General features: G+C 60.9%; 21 protein-coding genes and 2 pseudogenes. 6 read left to right on the plus strand and 17 right to left on the minus strand.

Going from position 1 to position 20004, the window contains the following annotated elements:
* The first annotated feature begins 316 nt into the window (after window positions 1-316).
* Together FZ934_RS08030 and FZ934_RS08035 are read left to right on the plus strand one after the other, a co-directional pair.
* Window positions 317-1357, plus strand: a complete 1041-nt coding sequence (locus FZ934_RS08030; RefSeq protein WP_153270636.1) for a LacI family transcriptional regulator — start codon at window positions 317-319, stop codon at window positions 1355-1357.
* A 51-nt stretch (window positions 1358-1408) separates the two neighbouring features.
* The gene (locus tag FZ934_RS08035) at window positions 1409-1966 is read left to right on the plus strand and encodes a cysteine hydrolase family protein (RefSeq protein WP_153270637.1); all 558 of its coding nucleotides are present in this window, start codon (window positions 1409-1411) and stop codon (window positions 1964-1966) included.
* An 83-nt stretch (window positions 1967-2049) separates the two neighbouring features.
* Here the strand turns inward: FZ934_RS08035 and gndA are convergent, their stop codons facing one another.
* The gene (gene gndA / locus FZ934_RS08040; protein ID WP_194273771.1) at window positions 2050-3501 is read right to left on the minus strand and encodes an NADP-dependent phosphogluconate dehydrogenase; all 1452 of its coding nucleotides are present in this window, start codon (window positions 3499-3501) and stop codon (window positions 2050-2052) included.
* Window positions 3502-3625: 124 nt separating this feature from the next.
* On the opposite strand from gndA, the gene FZ934_RS08045 reads away from it, so the two are divergent.
* From FZ934_RS08045 to FZ934_RS08055, 3 genes are all read left to right on the plus strand, one after another.
* Window positions 3626-4426 (plus strand): helix-turn-helix domain-containing protein, encoded by an 801-nt coding sequence (locus FZ934_RS08045; protein ID WP_153270639.1) that lies wholly within the window; start codon window positions 3626-3628, stop codon window positions 4424-4426.
* Window positions 4427-4490: 64 nt separating this feature from the next.
* Window positions 4491-4901: an SRPBCC family protein gene (locus tag FZ934_RS08050; RefSeq protein WP_153270640.1), complete on the plus strand. Its 411-nt coding sequence runs from the start codon at window positions 4491-4493 to the stop codon at window positions 4899-4901.
* On the plus strand, window positions 4898-5251 hold the full coding sequence (locus tag FZ934_RS08055) for a VOC family protein (protein WP_153270641.1): 354 nt from the start codon (window positions 4898-4900) through the stop codon (window positions 5249-5251). The genes FZ934_RS08050 and FZ934_RS08055 overlap by 4 nt, the downstream gene beginning before the upstream one ends.
* On the opposite strand, the gene FZ934_RS08060 is transcribed toward FZ934_RS08055, so the two are convergent.
* From FZ934_RS08060 to FZ934_RS08125, 14 genes and pseudogenes are all read right to left on the minus strand, one after another.
* Window positions 5252-5971, minus strand: a complete 720-nt coding sequence (locus FZ934_RS08060) for a PAS domain-containing protein (RefSeq protein ID WP_153270642.1) — start codon at window positions 5969-5971, stop codon at window positions 5252-5254.
* A gap of 172 nt (window positions 5972-6143) precedes the next feature.
* Entirely contained in the window at window positions 6144-7079 is a 936-nt protein-coding gene (locus FZ934_RS08065; RefSeq protein ID WP_153270643.1) for a lipid A biosynthesis lauroyl acyltransferase, read from the minus strand.
* Window positions 7080-7084: 5 nt separating this feature from the next.
* Window positions 7085-8113, minus strand: coding sequence for a zinc-binding dehydrogenase (locus FZ934_RS08070; protein WP_097612985.1), 1029 nt, complete (start codon window positions 8111-8113; stop codon window positions 7085-7087).
* Between the two features lie 131 nt (window positions 8114-8244).
* Window positions 8245-9531: a beta-ketoacyl-ACP synthase gene (locus FZ934_RS08075; RefSeq protein ID WP_153270644.1), complete on the minus strand. Its 1287-nt coding sequence runs from the start codon at window positions 9529-9531 to the stop codon at window positions 8245-8247.
* Between the two features lie 10 nt (window positions 9532-9541).
* The gene (locus FZ934_RS08080) at window positions 9542-10738 is read right to left on the minus strand and encodes a beta-ketoacyl-ACP synthase (RefSeq protein ID WP_153270645.1); all 1197 of its coding nucleotides are present in this window, start codon (window positions 10736-10738) and stop codon (window positions 9542-9544) included.
* Window positions 10735-11217, minus strand: a complete 483-nt coding sequence (locus FZ934_RS08085) for a 3-hydroxyacyl-ACP dehydratase FabZ family protein (RefSeq protein ID WP_153270646.1) — start codon at window positions 11215-11217, stop codon at window positions 10735-10737. Before FZ934_RS08085 ends, FZ934_RS08080 begins: the two co-directional genes overlap by 4 nt.
* A gap of 115 nt (window positions 11218-11332) precedes the next feature.
* On the minus strand, window positions 11333-11611 hold the full coding sequence (locus FZ934_RS08090) for an acyl carrier protein (protein ID WP_037061102.1): 279 nt from the start codon (window positions 11609-11611) through the stop codon (window positions 11333-11335).
* A 160-nt stretch (window positions 11612-11771) separates the two neighbouring features.
* On the minus strand, window positions 11772-12200 hold the full coding sequence (locus tag FZ934_RS08095) for a L,D-transpeptidase (RefSeq protein WP_153270647.1): 429 nt from the start codon (window positions 12198-12200) through the stop codon (window positions 11772-11774).
* Window positions 12201-12300: 100 nt separating this feature from the next.
* Window positions 12301-13281, minus strand: coding sequence for an adenosylcobinamide-phosphate synthase CbiB (cbiB, locus tag FZ934_RS08100; RefSeq protein WP_153270648.1), 981 nt, complete (start codon window positions 13279-13281; stop codon window positions 12301-12303).
* Window positions 13278-14278: pseudogene (cobD, locus tag FZ934_RS08105) on the minus strand (threonine-phosphate decarboxylase CobD). The gene cbiB and the pseudogene cobD overlap by 4 nt, the downstream one beginning before the upstream one ends.
* Window positions 14275-15582: a cobyrinate a,c-diamide synthase gene (locus FZ934_RS08110; RefSeq protein WP_153270649.1), complete on the minus strand. Its 1308-nt coding sequence runs from the start codon at window positions 15580-15582 to the stop codon at window positions 14275-14277. The pseudogene cobD and the gene FZ934_RS08110 overlap by 4 nt, the downstream one beginning before the upstream one ends.
* Window positions 15579-16421, minus strand: a complete 843-nt coding sequence (gene cobA, locus FZ934_RS08115; RefSeq protein WP_194273772.1) for a uroporphyrinogen-III C-methyltransferase — start codon at window positions 16419-16421, stop codon at window positions 15579-15581. The genes FZ934_RS08110 and cobA overlap by 4 nt, the downstream gene beginning before the upstream one ends.
* 171 nt (window positions 16422-16592) lie before the next feature.
* Window positions 16593-17543, minus strand: a complete 951-nt coding sequence (locus FZ934_RS08120; RefSeq protein WP_153270651.1) for a nucleoside hydrolase — start codon at window positions 17541-17543, stop codon at window positions 16593-16595.
* A gap of 71 nt (window positions 17544-17614) precedes the next feature.
* A complete protein-coding gene (locus FZ934_RS08125; RefSeq protein WP_153272395.1) occupies window positions 17615-18034 on the minus strand; it encodes a cobalamin biosynthesis protein in 420 nt (139 codons plus the stop codon).
* Window positions 18035-18133: 99 nt separating this feature from the next.
* Between FZ934_RS08125 and FZ934_RS08130 the strand changes: the two are divergent.
* Window positions 18134-18918 (plus strand): annotated as a pseudogene (locus tag FZ934_RS08130) (TSUP family transporter).
* Between the two features lie 28 nt (window positions 18919-18946).
* Here the strand turns inward: FZ934_RS08130 and FZ934_RS08135 are convergent.
* Together FZ934_RS08135 and cobO are read right to left on the minus strand one after the other, a co-directional pair.
* Entirely contained in the window at window positions 18947-19372 is a 426-nt protein-coding gene (locus FZ934_RS08135) for an EamA family transporter (protein ID WP_153270652.1), read from the minus strand.
* On the minus strand, window positions 19372-20004 hold the full coding sequence (gene cobO, locus FZ934_RS08140; RefSeq protein WP_153270653.1) for a cob(I)yrinic acid a,c-diamide adenosyltransferase: 633 nt from the start codon (window positions 20002-20004) through the stop codon (window positions 19372-19374). The genes FZ934_RS08135 and cobO overlap by 1 nt, the downstream gene beginning before the upstream one ends.

Consider the following 20004-nt stretch of genomic DNA (forward strand, 5'->3'; position numbering starts at 1 on the left):
AGGTCGCCTCAGGCGTAAGCAGCCGACTGAGCAAACGCACAAGCAATATAAAATGCTGATTTTAAATGGTATTTTTCACGAAACATCGAGATATCCTGCAAATTCCTGTTCGCAAGCGCAAAAAATCCGAGCAAAAACGACGATTTCAACCATTGAGAGCACTCATTTCACCATCGAGAAAAAACCGCTCGACATTTCTACTGTATCGTTACAGATTTTGCGCCTTGAGGGAGGAGCCGCTTTGCGTTCTTTGGGCTTACAGCGCTTCCAAAAGACACTATAAGCGGGACCAAATCGCGCAGGACGGCCTAGAGGCATGGAAAACAAAGCAAATTTTGGAGGAACGACCTCCGAGGTCACTCGGGAACGGCCGACACTGAAAACGATTGCCTTCATGACCGGGCTCGGCGTGACGACGGTCTCCCGCGCCTTGAAGGATGCCCCCGATATCGGCGCGGAAACCAAGGAACGCGTGCGGATGGTCGCGCGCCAACTCGGCTACCAGCCGAACCGCGCCGGCGTGCGCCTTCGCACAGGCAAGACAAACGTCATCGCCCTCGTCCTCAGCATCGACGAGGAGATCATGGGCTTCAGCAGCCAGATGGTGTTCGGCATCTCGGAAGTGCTGACCGGCACGCCTTACCATATCGTCGTAACGCCGCACTCCCACAGCAAGGACCCGATGCTGCCGGTGCGCTACATCCTGGAAACGGGATCGGCTGACGGCGTCATCATCTCACGCATAGAGCCCGACGACCCGCGCGTCCGCCTGCTGGCCGAACACAACATGCCCTTTGCCACGCACGGGCGCACCGATGCTGGCCTCACCCACCCCTTCCACGATTTCGACAACGAGGCTTTCGCCCATCAGGCCGTCGAGAAGCTGGTCGGGCGCGGACGCAAGCGCATCGCCCTTCTCCAGCCGCCAAGCAAGCTGACCTATTACACGCATATGCGCATCGGCTTTCAGACAGGACTGCATGACTACGGCGCCGAAGAAGTGCCGCTGCGCGTCACGATCGACAATACGCTCGAAGAAATCCGCAACGCCGTCGAAGTAATGATGCGTGCGCCAAATGCGCCTGACGGTATCGTCTGCTCCGCCGGCAGCGCCGCCATCGCCGTCAATGCCGGCATAGAGGCGGCCGGTAAACACTTGGGCCGCGATGTCGACATGGTCTCCAAGGAATCGGCGCCTATCCTCAACTGGATCCGCCCCGAGATCATTACCGCCTATGAAGATGTCCGGCATGCCGGCCGGGAGATGGCAAAGGCCGTCATCGCGCGCATCGACGGCATCGAGCCTGAATTGCTGCAGAGTATCAGCCAACCCGTCTGGTCGCGGAAAGGCAAATAGCTCGCCCGCACACCAGATGGCGACCTTCAACGACCAATGCAGAGACCAACCATGACAACGGCGCTGCTGATCATCGACGTTCAGAATGCAATTCTATCGGGGAAAGGCACGCCCGAGCGCCAGCCGATCCTTGATGCCGCACTGGATAGCACCGTCTCACGACTGCAATCGCTCCGAGCCGACGCCCGCAGCGCCGGGATACCGGTCGTTCTCGTTCAGCACGACGGGGCGCCCGGGCATCGACTGGCGATGAACACCGACGGCTGGGCGATCCGGCCTGAGCTTTCCCCGGTCGATGGCGACACCGTCGTTCACAAGAAGAGCTCGGACTCGTTCTTCGAAACGGATCTTGCGGACAGGCTTGCGGAGCGAGGTGTGATGCATCTGATTGTCGGCGGTTGCATGACACAATTCTGCGTCGACACGACTGTCAGGCGTGCGGTCTCATTGGGATACGATGTCACGCTGATTGCCGACGGCCACACGACAGGCGATTCGGGAACGCTTGATTTCGCGGATATCGTCGCACACCACAATGAAACGCTCGACGATTTCGACGCTGGCAACGCCAGGATCCTCGTCCGTCCCGCAGCCGACATTCAATTCTGAACGTCGGCGAGTACGACACTCACCACAAACAGATAAGCCGGACCCAATGGCCCGGCTTATTTAAGTCATTCAAAGCCCCGACCTTAGAACGTGGCAGCACCGCTGCCCCATGGGCCGTGGTGGAAGTCCTTGCCGTCGAGGCGGTCGAAGCCGTGGGCGCCGAAGAAGTCGCGCTGCGCCTGGATCAGGTTGGCAGTGCCACGGCCCTGGCGGTAGGCGTCGAAGTACGTCAGCGCCGAGGTGAGCGCCGGAACCGGCAGGCCCGCCTGAAGCGCAGCGCCGACGACGCGACGCAGCGCTGGCAGCGATTCCTTGACCATCTCGGAGAAAGCAGGCGTCACGATCAGGTTCGCAACGTCAGGCGCCTTCGTAAAGGCCGAGGTGATCTCATCGAGGAACTGTGAGCGAATGATGCAGCCATCGCGCCAGATCTTGGCGATGACAGGCATCGGCAGCGACCAGTTGAACTCGCGCGAGGCTTCCGCCATCACCGCGAAGCCCTGTGCGTAAGCGCCGATCTTGGCGGCGAACAGCGCCAACTCCAGATCCTTGACGAGCTCGGGACCGTAGGCGATCGGGAACTTGTATTCCGGCTTGCCGAAGATCTTTTCGGCGGCTTCACGCTCGGTCTTCATCGACGACAGGCTGCGGGCGGCAACCGCCGCTTCAATCGCCGTTGCCGGAATGCCCATGTTCTGCGCTTCGATCGCCGACCACTTGCCGGTGCCCTTCTGGCCGGCCTTGTCGAGGATCATGTCGACCATCGCGCCGCCGGAGATCGGATCCGTTGCGGCCAGAACCTTCTCGGAGATCTCGATCAGGTAGGAGTTCAGGCGACCCTTGTTCCAGTCGCCGAAGATGCCGGAGATGTCCTTGGCGCTCTTGCCGAGGCCGTCACGCAGGATGCCGTAGATTTCGGCGATCATCTGCATGTCGGCATATTCGATGCCGTTGTGGATCGTCTTGACGAAGTGGCCGGCACCGTCATTGCCAAGCCAGGCAACGCACGGGTCACCCTTGTACTTGGCGGCGATCGAGGTCAGCACCGGCTCGACGCGCTTCCAGCTCTCTTCCGTGCCACCGACCATGATCGACGGGCCATGACGCGCACCTTCCTCGCCACCGGAGACACCCATGCCGATGAAGGTCAGTTCGGTGTTCTTCAGCCGGTCGAAGCGGGCGATGGTGTCGCGGAAATTGGCGTTGCCGGCATCGATCATGATGTCGCCCTTGGACAGGTAAGGACGCAGAAGCTCCATCTGCTGGTCGACGGCTTCACCGGCCTTGATCATGATGATGATCGGGCGCGGCGGGCGGATCGCCTCGACGAACTCCTCGATCGTCTTGCAGGGAATGATCTGCTTCTTCAGATCGCCGGCGCTCTCGTAGAACTCATCCGTCTTTTCGAGAGTGCGGTTGAAGACCGCGATCTTGTTGCCTTTTTCCGCGATGTTGAGCGCCAGGTTGGAACCCATGACCGCAAGGCCGATAAGCCCGATTTCTGCCTTTTCCACGATACACCTCCGATGAGTCATTTTGGACCGGTGTTGTGGCACTGTCTGGCTCAAACGGCAAGTTCGATTCGGCTTCGAATTGGCCTCGTATTGCGCGCAATGCAAACTGCGCCATATCCCCGCAAAAGCCCAACGGGAGGGTTTGATGGCAAGTCAGGAAAGACAGGCGCCCGCAACGCTTGTAACGCGCGCCGGCAGCTACCGCGAGCAGCCCGCGGAGCGTCAGCTGGCGGGCCACTTCCATTGCCTCTGGTCGCATAACATTGCCTCCAGCGGCAGGGTTGCGATCGTGCCCGACGGCTATTGCGACCTTGTCTGGATCGCCGGGCGCGTCATGGTTGCCGGCCCTGATCGCACAAGCGCGTTCCCTGACATGCCGATGGGTGCGGAGGTCGTCGGGGCTCGCTTTGCGCCCGGATCCGCAGCTGGATGGCTGGGAGTAGCGCTGTCCGAGATCGTCGGGCAGTCCGTTCCGCTTGAGGATTTCTGGGGAACGAGGGCGCGTACACTTGGGCAACAGCTCTCCGATTGCGGTGATAACCAGGAGAGGCTCCGGCTGCTGCAACTGGTGTTGGAAAAGGAGGCGGGAGAACATTCCCCGCCGCCGGATGATATCCGCCATGCCTTTGGCATCGCGACCGCACATTCGACCGACGACCTCACTGATCGGCTCCTGGCGGACATCGGCATTGGAGAACGACAACTCCGGCGTCGCTGCCGTCACTATTTCGGATACGGCGCGAAAACCTTGTCGCGCATCAGGCGGTTCCAGCGGCTGCTCTCGCTGCTGCGATCATCGCCATCGGCATCGCTTGCCGAGATTGCCTTTACCGTAGGCTACAGCGACCAGGCGCACATGAACCGCGACGTTCGGGAGCTATCAAGCATGACGCCGTTAGAGCTACAGCGTCAGGCGGCACCTTCGACCGCCACGCAGGCGTCATGACCGTTTTCTTCAATACCGGACGAGCAGGCAGCGTTACGATCCGTCAGTCCATGCGAGAACGACAATGACAATAATGCCCGTCAGAATTATCCACCAATCCATCGACCGCAACTGGCAGGACGTCTACGCCTTCGCCAGCGAGCCTGTGAACATGCCGCTTTGGGCGTCGGGTCTTGCATCCGGCCTGAAACCCGACGGCGACGACTGGATCGCCGAAGGCGTCCTCGGTACGGCGCGGGTCAGCTTCGTGCCGAAGAATGCCTTCGGCGTGATCGATCACACAGTCACGATCGAAAGCGGCCTGCGGGTCTACAACGCCCTGCGCGTCGTCCCGAACGGCGATGGTTGTGTCGTCATGTTCACGCTGCTACGCCTCCCTGATATGACCGACGAGCAGTTCGAAGCGGATGCGGCGCATGTCGCACGTGACCTCGAGAGCCTGAGGTCTCTGACGGAAAACGGAGACACACGATGACCACCATCAGCGACGTGCAACGGATAGACTATGTCGAGTTCAACGTGACCGACATCGAAGCGACGAAGGCCTTTTATGGCCGTGCCTTTGGCTGGCAGTTCAAGGATTACGGGCCGAACTATTGCGAGTTCAGCGACGGCCGGCTGACCGGAGGGTTCACCAATCTGGAGAAGCCCCGCCCGGGCGGACCGCTGGTGATCCTCTACGCGGATGATCTCGAGGCCTCGCTTGCCAGCGTCGAAAGCGCCGGGGGCAAGATCATCCGACCGATTACCGGCTTTCCCGGCGGTCGCCGCTTCCATTTCGGCGATCCCGATGGCTATGAGCTCGCGGTGTGGACACGTGCCTGATCAGGCGGCGAGCGTAACCGCCTTCGCGCCGCGCTTTTCGAGAATGATCAGCGCGCCGATAACGCTGCCGGACGCGTCCCTAAGCGGCGACATGCGGCAGCGCATGTCCTCGACAAGCGCGCTGCTCTTCCGCTCGTAGGAATGCTCAGAGCCCTCGCCGCCGAAGCAGGCGTCAAGCTTGGCCTTCACGCAATCATTGAAGCGCTTCTCGCCGATGAACTCCATGATGTGGCGCCCGATCATCTCCATTGGCTTCTTGCCGAGATAGTGGGAGTTGGCCGCATTCGAATAGAGATAGCGGTAGTCTCGGGTCAGAACCGCCACGCGGTCGGGTATCGCCTCGAGGATGGCCGCGTTGAGGAAGTTCCCATTGTCGGTGTTCGGAACATAGGCGCCCGGAACTGAAATCGGCTCGGGAACCGGCGCGGTCATGCGCCACTGCGGCGAAGGCGTTCCGAAATACTGCTCCATCAGGTGCGAAAGCAGCTTCACGTGCTCTCGCACATAGTCGCTGTCATCGGCGTACTGATCGATCAGGCAACCGACGAACTGCAATTGCATGTGAATGTAAAGCAGGTTTTCGGCGCGGCAGCCGATAATCGCCTCGACCAGCCCGTCGAGATGGCGGTCGAGGCTGCTGACTCGCGCGTCATCGCCGAGCCGTATCGCCTCGTTGATCTGCGCGCAGCGCAGCGAAAACGCTTGAAAAAGCCCTAGCAAGACGCCCCCGATGCAGACCCTGTGACGAACATTCAGAGATCAGCTGAACCTCGGATTGCGACAAATTAAAGCCGAAACCACAAAAGCGCTCGCCTTAGTAGAGGCGGTAACATGACACTTGTTCATATTCAATGAACAACAGCAGGTATTTTTCAATGACAAGATGTAGGATTTACTTGAATACGCTGTGCTTGATCTGCCAGCGATCATGATACCAGAGCCATTGTTCGGGATATTCCCGCACCCAGCTTTCAACTTTATCGTTCAAAAGCTGTGCGGTTGCCGTGAGATCGAGATTGCCGTTGGCATCGCGCGGCATTTCAATGCGCGGTTCGATCTCGAGACGATAGCGATTTCCCGGCAGCCGGATGCATCGGGCCGGATAAACCTCGCAGCCGAATTGCCGAACCAGCTTTCCGAGCAGCGGGTTGGTCTGCACGGGTAGTCCGAAGAACTCGGTCTTCAGCCCCTTCTGGAACTTCTGGTCGACGAGCACGCCGACGCCCTGCCCCGCTTCGAGCTGCCGCGCCAGCGCAAACGACGAGCCGGCATGCGACGGCACGAGCTTGCCCATGCGCGCGCTTCGGAAGTCGAAGACCTTCTGCGCCACGTAAGGGTTGTTCGGCGGACGGAAGAGAACCGTCACGTAGAGGCCGAAGGCGGCACCCGCGACCGGCAGCAGCTCGAAATTCCCCGTGTGTCCCGCAAACACGATGAATGGCCGCGGATTTTCAAGGAGGTCGATGAAGATCGGAATGCCCGATACCTCCACCCTGCCCGGTTTCGATTGCTCGGGGTCGAAATCGAAGAGCCGATCCAGGAACACGTACTCGGCCGCCAGACGGCCCATATTGGCCCAGCTTCCAAGCGCGATCTCGTTGATTTCAGCGTCGCTCTTCTCAGGGAAGGCATTCCGGAGATTGGTCAGCATCAGCTTGTGCCGACGCATCTTCGGGCCGATCCTGCGCATCAGCCAATCGATGAAATTGATCGCCCCATCGGCCGGAAAGAGCTTCAGGAAATTCAGGAATCCGAACATCACCTGCGCAATCAGCCACTGGCGGAAATGCTGCAGTTTGAGCACGATGCGGGTGATGAAGAGCTTCAAGGGGCTCAGTCCATCTTCAGGATGATCTTGCCGAAGATCTGGCGCGATTCCATGCGCTCCAGAGCGCGGTCGATATCATCGAAGCTGACCTCGGTGTCGATAACAGGATGCACCAGCCCGCGGCCCATCTTCTGCATGGCATCCGCCATGTTCTCCATGCGGCAACCGAACGAACCGAGCAGCTTCAGTTGCTGCTGGAACAGCATCATCAGGTTCATCTCGGTCGAAACACCTGACGTCGATCCGCAGGTAACGAGGCGGCCGCCACGCTTCATGCAAAGCATAGAGCCGGCCCAGGTGTCCTTGCCGACGTGTTCAAAAACAACATCGACGCCCTTCTTCTTGGTGAGCTTGCGGACAACGCCCTCGAAACGGTCGGTGCGGTAGTTGATGACGTGATCTGCGCCAAGCGCCTTGGCCTTCTCGATCTTGTCGTCGGAGCCGACAGTCGTGATGACGGTGCAGCCGATCTTCTTGGCAAGCTGGATGGCAGCCGTGCCGATGCCGGAACCGCCAGCATGCACGAGAATGGTTTCGCCGGGCTCAAGCTTGGCATTATCGAACAGCATGTGCTCGACAGTTCCGAAGGTCACGGGAGCCAGCGCAGCACCGATCGCATCGACACCGGGAGGAGCCGGAACCAGAAGGCGCGCAGGCAGATTGACCTTTTCCTGCGCAAAGCCGTCGAGATGGAAGCCATGAACACCGGAGACATGTTCGCAAAGATTGTCTCGGCCCTCGCGGCACGGGCGGCAGAGACCGCAGGTGCGCGCGCCGTAGATCGAAACCAGCTGCCCCGGCAGGACATTGGCAACGCCAGGGCCGATCGCCTCGACCACGCCGGAAGCTTCAGCACCGATGACCAGCGGCATCTTGCGCTTGGCGAAGGCCATGCCGCGCCAACCCCAGACGTCGATGTGGTTCAGGGCGACGGCCTTGACGCGCAGCGTCACCTCGCCGGCAGCGGGAGCATCGGGCTCGGGCAGATCGGTGATCTCAAGCTTGCGGTCGTCGATCAGTTGCAAAGCGCGCATGGCAAAGTCCTTGGGCAAGCGCATCGGCCGACGCCGACGCGCAGTTTATGAATGGGCGCTGCGCCCGCTTCGCAACCGCGAGGGCGGCGAACACAGCGCCAGTTTTTTCTCAAACTACGATCGAAAACCGATTAAGCCGGTTCCAGCGCCATGACAAGGCTGGCGTTCTGCCCGCCGAATCCAAAGGAATTCGACAGCACCGCGTTCGCCTGCCCGTCACGCTTCTTGTTCGGCACGACATCGAGGACGATCGTCGGATCAGGCGTGTTGTAGTTGATCGTCGGCGGCAGCGTGCCGGTCAGCATCGTCTGCAGCGAGAAGACTGCCTCCACGGCGCCTGCGGCGGTCAGCGTATGGCCGATCATCGACTTGTTCGAAGATAGCGGGATCGAAGCAAGACGCTCGCCGAAAACCGCCAGCATGGAAGCATATTCCATCTTGTCGTTTTCAGGCGTCGATGTGCCGTGGGCGTTGATGTAGCCGATGCTGTCTTCGTTCATGCCCGCATCCGCAAGCGCTGCGCGGATCGTTGCGATCGCCGGGCCACCGTCGGGCGAGGAACGCGTGCGGTGGAACGAATCCGCCTTTTCACCGGCGCCCTTCATGATGCCCAGGATCTTCGCGCCGCGCGCGATGGCTGACTCTAGAGATTCCAGAACCAGCGTCGCAGCACCTTCGGCGATGACGAAGCCATCGCGATCCTTGCTGAACGGCTTGGAAGCCTTGGTCGGCGGGTCGTTCTGCGTCGACAGGGCCGAAAGCAACGAAAAGCGGATCAAGGCCTCGGCGCTGACCGACCCGTCGGTGGCCACAGCCAGAGCGCGGTTCGTGCGACCCTGGCGGATCGCCTCGATACCGAGCTGGATTGCCGTTGCACCCGAAGCACAAGCCGTCGACAGCGTCACCGGCAGGCCGCGCGTGCCGAACCGGTCGGCGAGCCGCTCCGAGATCGCGCCAAACAGGGCCGCCTCGTGGAATACAGGATCAGGACGCTGGCGCATCGCCGCCAGGAAACGCTCATAGGCGTCGCCCGGATGAGTGGCCGGCGGCGAACGGTCGGCGAGTTCAAAACGTGCATTCCATTCGGGCTCGATCGGCGGAGCGGCGAGAAACAGCGGACCGTTGAAGTCGCCGGAAATATCGGCATCCGCAAGCGCTTCGATGGTCGTCTCGCGCGCAAACGCATAGGAGCGCTCGACAGCGTTGTCAGCCGGGATATCGATGAAATCGACGGTACCTGCGATGCGCGTCGAAAGACCATCGGTCGGGAACCGGTTGATGTCGTGAATACCCGATTTGCCCGAGGTCAGCGACGCCCAGTTGTCCTTCAATCCCTGGCCGAGCGAGGTGATGATACCAACGCCGGTTACGGCGACGATGGGGCGCCCGAGATGATCCCTGTAAGCAGAATCTTTCATTGCTCTCTCCTCACGCTTCCGCGGACAGAACCGCGACGCCTTCGCCGCGCTGGTGGCCAACCGTGGTGACGATCGCCGCCTTGGTCGGCGCGGTCATCGGCTTCTCATGGGTGGGGTCGAACTGGGGGATGACGGCCTTGCTGTCGACAGCCAATGCCGCGAGTGCGAGCCCGAGGGTAAAGTGCGCCTCCATGCCGTGTCCGGTGACGCCGCCGAAACCGCGGATCGCGGCACCCGGCAATTGGCGCTCGAGAACCGCCTTCTCGCGCTGTGCGAGTTCCGGCATCCCCGTGGAGCCGGAAAAGATTGCCGTGCTTTCGGACGCGAGCCCATCCGTCGGCTCAAGCAAACGCTCGAGGCGACGTTCGAAATTACCGGCGTTGCGATTGCCGCGATCGCCTTCGATGGACGAGATCGTCCCGTAGATATGCGCGCCGCGCTCTTCGGCGTGCGCGCGGGATTCAAGCACCAGGAACGCACCAAGCGATCCCGAAATGATCCCGCCGTCGTCGCGTGACCACAGCGGCTTCCATTCATCGCGCGAATGCGAGCCGATTGCTTCGAAGAGAAGGACCATGTCGAGCCGCTCGGCCGAAAACGCACCGCCGACGAGCGCATGCGACGACTCTCCGGACTTGATCCGGTAGAACGCGGTCTCAACGGCTGAGATCCCGGCGGATTCCTCTCCCATGAAGGTTCGCGAGGATCCGGTCACCTTGTGCACGATGGAGATGTTGCCTGCCAGCAGGTTCGACAGCTGCGCGAGGAACAGCGTCGGACGCAGTTCGGTCGTCAGCTTCTCGTTCAGCAGTACTTCGCGGTCGTTGCGCTTCAAGCCTTCGTCGACGATGATCGTATCGACGTTGATGTCGCGCTCGCCGCCGCCGGCAGCAACGATCATGTCCATGCTGCCGCAGGCTTCGGCGTTATCCTTGAAACCGGCATCATCGAGCGCGAGGCCCGCAGCGAAGACGCCGATACGCTGCCAGTTTTCCATCTGTCGCTGGTCACCGCGCTTGGCGATCTGTTGCGACCAATCGACCTCAGGGAGCGGATGGATCGGGTAGGGTTTGAACTTCTCGGTTTCGACAACCGTCTTCGGCGCCTCGCCGGCCGTCAGCAGCGCGACATGCGCATCCTTGCCGACGCCCTGGCACGTGACAATGCCGACGCCTGTGATCACGACATCATTATGAGCCTTGCTCATCCGTTCACTCCTTGCGCAGCGATCGCATCCAAAAGCCCGACCTCGCCGGCCCGTTTCTTGACGATATCTCCGAGCGGCACTTCGCTGAAGGGCATGGTGCGGAGCTTGAGCTGCGCATCACAGACCTTCTTGCCGCCACTCGTGATCTTCGCCTTGGTAACAGCGAATCCGGATCCGTCGTGTTCGAGAAAAGCCTCGATATCCAGTACGGCTTCAGGCTCGACGAACGTGCGCATCTTGGCGCCGTCGACGGACATCAGGAACGGCATGGCGGCAAAATTGGTCGCGGCAAGCACGAGCATGCCCGACGCCTGCGCCATCGTCTCTATGAGAAGCACGCCCGGTACAAGCGGCATGCCAGGAAAATGACCTTCGAACACAGGGCTCTTCGCGGGCACGACGGAACGCGCCCTGAGCGTTGCTTTTTGAAGGTCGACCGCCTCGATACGGTCAATCATCTGGAAGTATTCCAGCAGCATCGGATCCTCCGGCCGCACGAGCACCAAACCCGGCGGCTAGGCCTACTTAGTAACAAAACCGCCCGGCCGCCATGATGAAGGGCGGCAGGGCGGATAAAAAAGTTGGTTGTGCCGATCAGGCCTTGGCGGCGCGCAGCTCGTCGATCTTGGCACAGAGGTTCTTCAGCACGAAGTATTCCTCCGTGGAAACCTTGCCTTCGTTGACTTCCTGCGTCCACTTTTCGAGCGGGATCTTGATGCCGAATTCCTTGTCGATCGCAAAAACGATATCGAGGAAGTCGAGGCTGTCGATACCGAGGTCGTCGATCGTATGGCTTTCCGGCGTGATCGTGTCGCGATCGATCTCGCTCGTCTCTGCAATGATGTCGGCAACTTTATCGAATGTAGCGGTCACGCCTGTACCTCTTGAGATGAGAATTTACCCCCTCATAGGCAAATCCATTTCAAAAGCCAATGCCTTCGCCTATTGCAATGCGCAATTTGCAACTCCACTGTTGCTCAAACAGCATGCAGGCCCGTTCTGCGCGAGCAAGTGCCGTTAGCTGGGTCAGCAATCAATTGGCGATGACGACGCGGGTGTTCGCAAGCCCCGCCTGGCGGGTCATGGTGAAGAACTGCGCGGCATTCTCGGGGTGAAGGCGAACGCAGCCATGCGACGCCGGCCGGCCAAGCCGCTTCAGGTCATACGTGGCATGCACGGCGTATCCGCCGTTGAAAAACACCGCATAGGGCATCGGCGCATCGTCATACTTCTTTGAACGGTGATCGCGGGAAAGCCACTTGGCACTCCAGGACCCCACCGGAGTGACGTAACCACGGCGGGCGGTCGAGACCTTCCAATGGTATTTCACGAAGCCGTTTTCGCTCACGGTCATGGTCTGGTCGCCGATACTGATCTTGGCGACCAGGGTCGCAGCGCTCGCGCCCGCGGCTGATAGTTGCAGCAGAAGAATTGCCGCCGCTCCGACAAGTATAGTTTTCATCGTCCCTCTCCGTCTCATTCGACGACCCAATGGAAAGGAACGTATTTCCTCACGAATTACATGAGCTTAAAGATCATGGTAAGCAAGAGGATAACGTCGGCTACAGAAGCACGACGAAGAGGGCCAGAATGACGAAGGCGAGCACCGAGCAACTGGCGTAGAAAACCGACAGACCGTCCTCGATATCGCCGACAGTTGCCGTATCCCGCCCTGCACCGTTGATCATCGGCTCCATGACGACAACCCCGGAATAGACCCTTGGGCCGGCGAGCTGGACATTCAGCGCCCCTGCCATCGCCGCTTCCGGGCGACCGGAATTTGGCGAACGGTGCAGGCCGCCGTCGCGCATGGCGATACGAAATGCCTCCCGGCATGCGTCGCTGCCCCGCCGCAGCCAGGCGCCTGCGGCAATCAACACGATGGACAGGCGCGCGGCCGGCCAGTTCGCCAGATCGTCGAGCCGCGCGGAAGCCCAGCCAAAATCGAGGTAGCGCTCCGTCTTGTGCCCGATCATCGAGTCTGCGGTGTTCAGCATCTTGTAGGCGAAAAGCCCGGGCAGGCCGAGAACAGCATACCAGAGCGCCGGCGCGACGACGCCGTCCGAAAAATTCTCGGCAAGGCTTTCGATCGCGGCACGGCAAACAGCAGGCTCGTCCAACGTTTCGGGGTCGCGTCCGACGATCATCGATACGGCGTGCCGCCCGCCCTGCAATCCGTCTTCCTTCAGCCCCGCCGCCACGGCATCGACGTGGTCGCCGAGGCTCTTCTGCGCGAAGAAGACGGTCGCACAGACCACCTCGAGCAGTATCCCGGCCAGCCCGAACAACGCGAAGAACCAATGGAGGATCAGGCCGACAAGCGCGCTCGCCAGAAGCAGCAGCACAATGCACAGGATACCGTTGTGTCGCTTTTGCCGCTTCGTCAGCGTGCTGCCGTTAAGCCATCCTTCAAACCACCCGATGGCGCGGCCGAACAGTACGATCGGATGCGGCACCTGAGCCCATAGAACGGGCGGATCACCGACGATCCGGTCGAGAAGCAGCGCAAGGACCAGGACGAGAAGATTCAGTTCAAACGTCATGCGTCATAACTCTGAAGAGCCTCCAGAAGCCTCGCGTCGCCCGCTGCATCGGCAGCAAGCCCGAAGCGAAGCCAGTTGGGTGCGTAGTCGAATTTCCGGACAAGGATCCGGGATTGGCAAAGATGTGCGTGTAAACGGTCGGCGACATTGTGCTCGACGAGCGAAAACAGGCGCGTTCCGCCGGCAATCTTGAGACTGCCGGCCTCCAGCGTCCGGCGCAAAGCAAGGCTGCGCTCTGTAATCGCCTGGCTGATTGCCGTCGTATCCGAACGCAGCAGCGACGCGGCGACGGAAAGAGCCGGACCGGACACCGCCCAGGGCCCAAGCCAACCCTCGAACCTGTCGAGAACCTCTGACGGCGCAATGATGAAACCGAGCCTCAGACCGGCAAGGCCGAAGAACTTTCCGAAAGAGCGAAACACGACCACGTTCGCAGACCCGGCAAGCTCCGGAACGATGCTATTCTGAGGCTCAGAATCGCCAAAGGCCTCGTCGACAACGAGGACGCCATCCCATGTGGCCATGCGTTTGGCTAGCGCCGAAAGCCGAGCTATTTCGAACGTCCTACCATCTGGATTGTTTGGATTGACGACGACGACCAGGGCATGCCGCTGATCGATCTCTTCGAGGCTCGCGACCATATCGATCGCATGGCCCGAGGATGCGAACGCGCGTTGATATTCCCCATAAGTCGGCCGAGGATCGCGATGCGCGCTCCAGCCCGGACAAGGCGCGGCAACAGCTGGATAACCGACTGCGTCCCGGGTACCGGCAGCGGCAGCAGCGTACCGCTTCGGTAATAGTCTCGCGCAGCCTCGCGAGCAGCGGCGACCAGATACGCATCCGGCAGGCGGTGCCACGCCCGGACTGAAATCTCAGGCACCGCGACCGGGTGTGGATTGATACCTGTCGACAGATCCAGCCAGTCCTCAGGCTGCCCTCCATAGAGCAATGCGGCAGCCGTGATCCCGCCGCCATGGACGATCGGTGCATTCATGCCGCTTCGCTCGCAAGGTCGATCAGGTGCATGTAGGAACCGGCCACCTGCCCGCGCTGAAGTCCGGCGCTGCCAAGGTCATTGTCGAGGGCATCTCTCACCTGGAAAAGCCGTTCGGCCTCTCCTTCCGCCGCCACGGCGGAATAGTGAAACTCGTGCGCCGTCATCGGCTGTTCGAAGAACGAGCCATTGAGCGGCGAAACCCGGCGGTAGCCGAGATGGCGCTTGCGATCCTGATAGGTGGTGACCAACGGCAGAAGGCCGAGCATCTCGTGCCGCTCTCCGCCGGCATCGATCAGCCCCTCGCCAAGCACCATGTACCCCCCGCACTCGCCGTAAATGCGCACGCCGCTCTCGGCTGCCCGCAGCACTCCTGCTCGAAACGTCGAAGCGGCGGCAATCCGGCCTGCATGCAGTTCGGGATAGCCGCCCGGCAGATAGATGGCGTCGGCGGTTCGTTCTGGCGCTTCGTCGGCGAGCGGTGAAAAGAACGTAATCTCCGCCCCTCTCCGACGCCAGCCGAGAAGCATGTGCTCGTAGGAGAATGCAAAAGCGATGTCGCGGGCAACGGCGATCCGGCTTCCGAGCGGCGGCAGGCGCGCAATGTTTGCCGTCGAGGGCTTGTTGAGCCCCTGCCGTGCCACGCGGAGCAGAAACTCGAAATTGCAAGCCTCCGATACAGCGTCGGCAGCATGCTCGATGAAGTTCTCGAGCGCCTGATGCTCGCCCGCCTGCACGAGGCCAAGGTGGCGTTCCGGCAGGGCAACCTCATTGTCGCGACGAACGACGGCAATGATCGGCATGCGGATCGCTTCGAGCGCGCGGCGGAGCATCATTTCATGCCGCTCGCCGCCGACCTTGTTGAGAATGACGCCTGCCACTCTCACATCCGCCCTGAATCCGGCGAACCCCGCGACCAGCGCCGCAACGGATTGCGACATATGCGATGCGTCGACCACGAGAACCACGGAAAGGCCGAGCATAGCCGCAAGATCGGCAGCGGTCCCCCGACCGTCCGCCGCGCCGTCGAACAATCCCATCATCGCCTCGATGACGAGCAGCCTGTCGCCCGAGCGATGCAGCGTCGCATTCGCCGCAATCAGCTCCGGTCGCATGGCCCACGGATCGAAGTTCAGACAGGCGACGCCACTGGCGGCCGCGTGAAAAGCCGGATCGATATAGTCAGGCCCCGCTTTTCCCGGAGCAATCGCTACGCCGCGTTTTCGCAAGGCACGCAACAGGCCGAGCGTAACAGTCGTCTTTCCCGACCCGGAGGACGGAGCCGCAATCAATAGACCACTCATGCCGTCTCCTTGCTCTCCGATTGACGAAACGGATCAGGTTGCAGCTTGCGTCCCGCCAATGCACCAAGCCAATCAAGCGATCCGCTGAGGCGAACGACCTCTCCAACCACCACAATAGCCGGCGGCTCGAGGCCGGATGCCCTCACCGCAGCGGGAGCCTCCCCAAGCGTCGTCTCCAGCACCTGCTGGCTTTCGGTCGCCGCGTTGCAAACGAAAGCCACCGGCTCCAACGGGGAGCGTCCCGCAGCGATCAGGTTCGCACTGATTTCCGCGATATGCTTCATGGCCATGTACATGACGATAACCGGCGATCCTTTGCCGATTGCGTCCCAGTTTATGGCATCCGGAACCAGACCGGAAGAGTTATGTCCGGTCAGGAATGTTACAGCATGATTGATGTCGCGATGCGTGACCGGAATGCCCGCATAGGCCAGTCCACCAATGCCGGCGCTGATGCCGGGGACGATGCGGAACGGAACATTGTGCTCGACAAGCGTCAGCGCCTCTTCCCCGCCTCTTCCGAAAACGAACGGATCGCCCCCCTTCAGACGCAGGACACGTTTTCCCATCCGCGCCAGTTCGACGAGGCGAAGCGAAATATCGCGCTGTTTGGCGGAGGGCTTGCCGCCGCGTTTTCCGGCATATTCCAGCAGTGCATCCGCACGCGCGAGCTTCAGGCAGTTTTCATCCACCAGCGCATCGTGCACCACGACATCCGCATCGCGGAGCGCCTTTACCGCCAGAAGTGTCAACAAACCGGGATCACCGGGGCCGGCGCCAACCAGCCAGACGCTGCCGGGTTCGATTGTGGGAAGGTTGGAAAGCGCAGCTTCGATCATTTCGATGATCTATGCCCACCTCGGCCCGAGGTCAACGCCGACGGGCTTCACGAAATCAGCCTCTTCGGCAAAACAATATCCAGGCATGAAGGACCGGATTCAGAACATGAGGATCGGCGGGCAAGGCATTGACCTGACTCGGCCAATGCCTTGTCGAGAAGAGTATGTGGCTCAGGCGTTCAGGAGCGTGGTGCGGATGAGATCCAGCACCTTGTCGGACTGGATTCCGGTGCAGACGATCTGGCTCGGCAAGCCATCCCAATCGCCTGGCGGGAACCGCCGTCCGTCGGGCTTCACAACCGTCTGCCCGTCGGCGATACCGCCGCAAACGACACGTACCGCGCCGGTGACCGACGTGAACAGTTCCGGCGCCACAACGTAGACGCTGGCACAACTGTCATGCACCATCATGCCGTCTTCCACGGCATGCTTGTAGAAATCGATGTAGAACTGCGAAAGATCGTTGAGCAGCTTCACGGCATCGTCGCCGCTGCGGGCAATGTCGCCGAGGAAGCTACGGCTCATTGTGGTGATCGCGGTCACATCGAGACCGATGACGACGACCTTCCACGGGGCGGTCATGACGATGTCGGCAGCCTCGGGGTCGCCATGGATGTTGGCTTCAGCAACGGGGGTGACGTTGCCCGGCACATAGAAATTGCCACCCATGATGACGACCTGCTTGACGAGGCCGGCAATCTCGGGGTCTTCCTTTAGCGCGAGCGCGAGATTGGTCATGCGACCGACCGCGACAAGGGTCACCTCGCCCGGATTGGCGCGGACAGTTTCGATGATGAAGCGGTAGGCAGGACGCGGATCGAGCGGCAGATCGATCGTCGCCGGCACGTCGATATTGCCGAGGCCGTTATCGCCATGCACGAAGGTCGGCCACATGCCTTCCTTGCGGGAAGGATCGATGGTGACGCTTGCACCCTTCGCAACGGGCGCCGCAATATTCCATTCACGCTTGAGGAACAGCGCATTGCGCGTGGTCGTCTCGATCGACGCATTGCCGAAAACAGTCGTGATTCCGATCAAGTCGATTTCGGGATGACGATGCAGAAACAGCAGCGCCATCGCATCGTCGACGCCCGGATCCGTATCATAGATGACCTTATGCATGGATGTTCCTTATCGCTTTCGTTGTTGCGGGCCGCTTCGCGGCGCCGCAAGGCCGGCCAACATAACGCCGGTTAGTCGTTCTGCAACACCGTCTTTGCAATCGCGGCCGTCGCATGCGGCGATTTCATTTTCGGCAGGATGAGAGCCGCCGTCACGCCTGCCGCCGCAAGCGCCGCAGACTCGGCAACACCGTGGCAGCCGACGAGTTTGAAGACGATGTCGGAAGGGTTGGCAAGGCGCGGCGTTTCGCGCTCCAGCACATCCGGTTCGAAGAAGATTACAGGTACGGCAAGGCTCTGCGCCGCGTTCAGAATTGCCGGCTCCCCGGTGCGCGCTGCAATCGAAGCGACAGCGGCAATATCATCGGCTGTGATCCCGGCCTGCTGCAGGGCAGACCTGGCGAGCGCCAACACCTCAGCCGGCGAGGCCCCGCGTTCGCAGCCGAGGCCGAGCACGAAGCTGCGCCTATCGTCGAATTCAACCTTGTTCATGCGGATACGAATGATGACTTCCTGTGACCTGCAAGCCATTGCAGCCCGGAAAGGGAAATGCAACATGCACCGTCTTTTCGCCTTCCAGAGTCAGTTGCCTTGTCCGATATTGCCCCACATCTTCTTTTCCTGCTGGCAGCAGCGGGATTTTTTGCCGGTTTCGTCGATTCCATCGCCGGCGGCGGCGGCCTGATTACCGTTCCTGCCATGCTGATCGCAGGCATTCCGCCCCTCCAGACGCTCGGCACCAATAAGGTGCAGTCGGTGTTCGGCGCCGCCTCGGCGACGATCGCCTATGCCAGAAAGGGCCATGTCGATCTTCGCGAACAGCTGCCGATGGCGCTGATGGCCGTGATGGGCGGAGCGCTGGGGCGGCATTGGCAACGATCGTGCCAGGCAGCGTGCTCAGAGGCATCATGCCGGTCCTGCTGATCGCGATCGCGCTCTACTTCGCCTTCAAGCCCAACCTCGGCGATGTCGACAAACACCGGCGCATGACGCCCTTCGTCTTCGGCCTCACCCTCGTCCCGGCAATCGGCTTCTATGACGGCGTCTTCGGGCCGGGCACGGGCTCGTTCCTGATGCTTGCCTTTGTCTCGCTTGCCGGCTTCGGCATGCTGAAGGCGACGGCGCACACCAAGATGCTGAATCTCGGCTCGAACATCGGCGCGCTCGTCGTCTTCATTTCCTTCGGAGCGACGCTGTGGAAGATCGGCCTGATGATGGGCGTCTGCCAGTTCATGGGCGCGCAACTCGGCTCGCGCCTCGCCATGCGCACCGGCGCGCGTCTGATCAAGCCGCTGCTCGTGATCGTCTGCATCGCCTTCACGATCAAGCTGCTGGCCGACCCGACCAATCCGATCCGCGTTTGGCTGGCGATCTGAACCAATCCGCGACGGTCGGCAGTGCTGCCTAGAACAGAGCGATCAATAGCGCCCCGCCGGCAATCAGGCCCACGCCGAGCCAGTTCATGAGGTTCAGCTTCTCGCCGAGAAAGACGACGCCGAAGACCGCGACAAGGACGATCGACAGCTTGTCGATCGGGGCGACACGTGCGGCATCGCCGATTTTCAGCGCGCGAAAATAGGCAAGCCACGAGGCGCCGGTTGCCGCTCCCGAAAGGCAGAGGAACAGCCACGTCTTGCCTGAGATGCTCGACAATGGCTGCCACTGCCCGGTAGCCGCGACAATGGCGCTGATGATGAAGACGATGACGACGGTGCGGATCAGGGTGGCGAGATCGGAATTGACCCCGGCGACGCCGATCTTGGCAAATATCGCCGTCAATGCGGCGAAAGCCGCCGAAAGCACCGCCCAGAAAATCCAGCTCTGCGTCATCAGAACTCCACGCCCGGTTGGCCCTTGATGCCCGAGCGGAACGGATGCTTGATCAGCTCCATCTCGGTGACGAGATCGGCGATCTCGATCAGTTCGTCCTTGGCGTTGCGACCCGTCAGAACGACGTGAGTCATATACGGCTTCTCGTTCTTCAGGAACTCCACCACCTCGTTGATGTCGAGGTAATCATAGCGAAGCGCGATGTTGATCTCGTCGAGCAGCACCATCGAATTGCGCTCGTCGCGGATCAGCTCTTTCGCCTTCTCCCAGGCGGCACCCGCCGCCGCGACATCGCGGGCGCGATCCTGCGTCTCCCAGGTGAAACCCTCGCCCATGGTGTGGAACTGGCAGACATCGGAGAAGTGCTTCTCGATCAGATCGCGCTCGCCGGTCCACATCGCGCCCTTGATGAACTGCACGACAGCCGAAGGCTTGCCGTGCGCGATGTGCCGAAAGATCATTCCGAAGGCGGACGACGACTTGCCCTTGCCCTTGCCAGTATGGACGATGATCAGGCCCTTCTCGTCGGTCTTTGAGGCCATGATCTTGTCGCGGGCGGCCTTCTTCTTCGCCATCTTCTCGGCGTGGCGGGCGTCGGCGTGGCCAGCGGCTTCTGTGGTTTCGTCGGTCAT

This window comes from Rhizobium grahamii (assembly GCF_009498215.1).
In the GTDB taxonomy this organism is placed as follows: domain Bacteria; phylum Pseudomonadota; class Alphaproteobacteria; order Rhizobiales; family Rhizobiaceae; genus Rhizobium; species Rhizobium grahamii_A.

What these genes read in the sequence shown, in the direction of transcription:
- FZ934_RS08095 (WP_153270647.1), bottom strand. Translation starts at nt 12,200, where the DNA reads ATGAAAACTATACTTGTCGGAGCGGCGGCAATTCTTCTGCTGCAACTA.
- FZ934_RS08080 (WP_153270645.1), bottom strand. Translation starts at nt 10,738, where the DNA reads ATGAGCAAGGCTCATAATGATGTCGTGATCACAGGCGTCGGCATTGTC.
- FZ934_RS08120 (WP_153270651.1), bottom strand. Translation starts at nt 17,543, where the DNA reads ATGCATAAGGTCATCTATGATACGGATCCGGGCGTCGACGATGCGATG.
- cbiB (WP_153270648.1), bottom strand. Translation starts at nt 13,281, where the DNA reads ATGACGTTTGAACTGAATCTTCTCGTCCTGGTCCTTGCGCTGCTTCTC.
- gndA (WP_194273771.1), bottom strand. Translation starts at nt 3,501, where the DNA reads ATGACTCATCGGAGGTGTATCGTGGAAAAGGCAGAAATCGGGCTTATC.
- FZ934_RS08135 (WP_153270652.1), bottom strand. Translation starts at nt 19,372, where the DNA reads ATGACGCAGAGCTGGATTTTCTGGGCGGTGCTTTCGGCGGCTTTCGCC.
- FZ934_RS08125 (WP_153272395.1), bottom strand. Translation starts at nt 18,034, where the DNA reads ATGAACAAGGTTGAATTCGACGATAGGCGCAGCTTCGTGCTCGGCCTC.
- FZ934_RS08110 (WP_153270649.1), bottom strand. Translation starts at nt 15,582, where the DNA reads ATGAGTGGTCTATTGATTGCGGCTCCGTCCTCCGGGTCGGGAAAGACG.
- FZ934_RS08045 (WP_153270639.1), top strand. Translation starts at nt 3,626, where the DNA reads ATGGCAAGTCAGGAAAGACAGGCGCCCGCAACGCTTGTAACGCGCGCC.
- FZ934_RS08055 (WP_153270641.1), top strand. Translation starts at nt 4,898, where the DNA reads ATGACCACCATCAGCGACGTGCAACGGATAGACTATGTCGAGTTCAAC.
- cobO (WP_153270653.1), bottom strand. Translation starts at nt 20,004, where the DNA reads ATGACCGACGAAACCACAGAAGCCGCTGGCCACGCCGACGCCCGCCAC.
- FZ934_RS08075 (WP_153270644.1), bottom strand. Translation starts at nt 9,531, where the DNA reads ATGAAAGATTCTGCTTACAGGGATCATCTCGGGCGCCCCATCGTCGCC.
- FZ934_RS08070 (WP_097612985.1), bottom strand. Translation starts at nt 8,113, where the DNA reads ATGCGCGCTTTGCAACTGATCGACGACCGCAAGCTTGAGATCACCGAT.
- cobA (WP_194273772.1), bottom strand. Translation starts at nt 16,421, where the DNA reads ATGATCGAAGCTGCGCTTTCCAACCTTCCCACAATCGAACCCGGCAGC.
- FZ934_RS08050 (WP_153270640.1), top strand. Translation starts at nt 4,491, where the DNA reads ATGACAATAATGCCCGTCAGAATTATCCACCAATCCATCGACCGCAAC.
- FZ934_RS08085 (WP_153270646.1), bottom strand. Translation starts at nt 11,217, where the DNA reads ATGCTGCTGGAATACTTCCAGATGATTGACCGTATCGAGGCGGTCGAC.
- FZ934_RS08035 (WP_153270637.1), top strand. Translation starts at nt 1,409, where the DNA reads ATGACAACGGCGCTGCTGATCATCGACGTTCAGAATGCAATTCTATCG.
- FZ934_RS08030 (WP_153270636.1), top strand. Translation starts at nt 317, where the DNA reads ATGGAAAACAAAGCAAATTTTGGAGGAACGACCTCCGAGGTCACTCGG.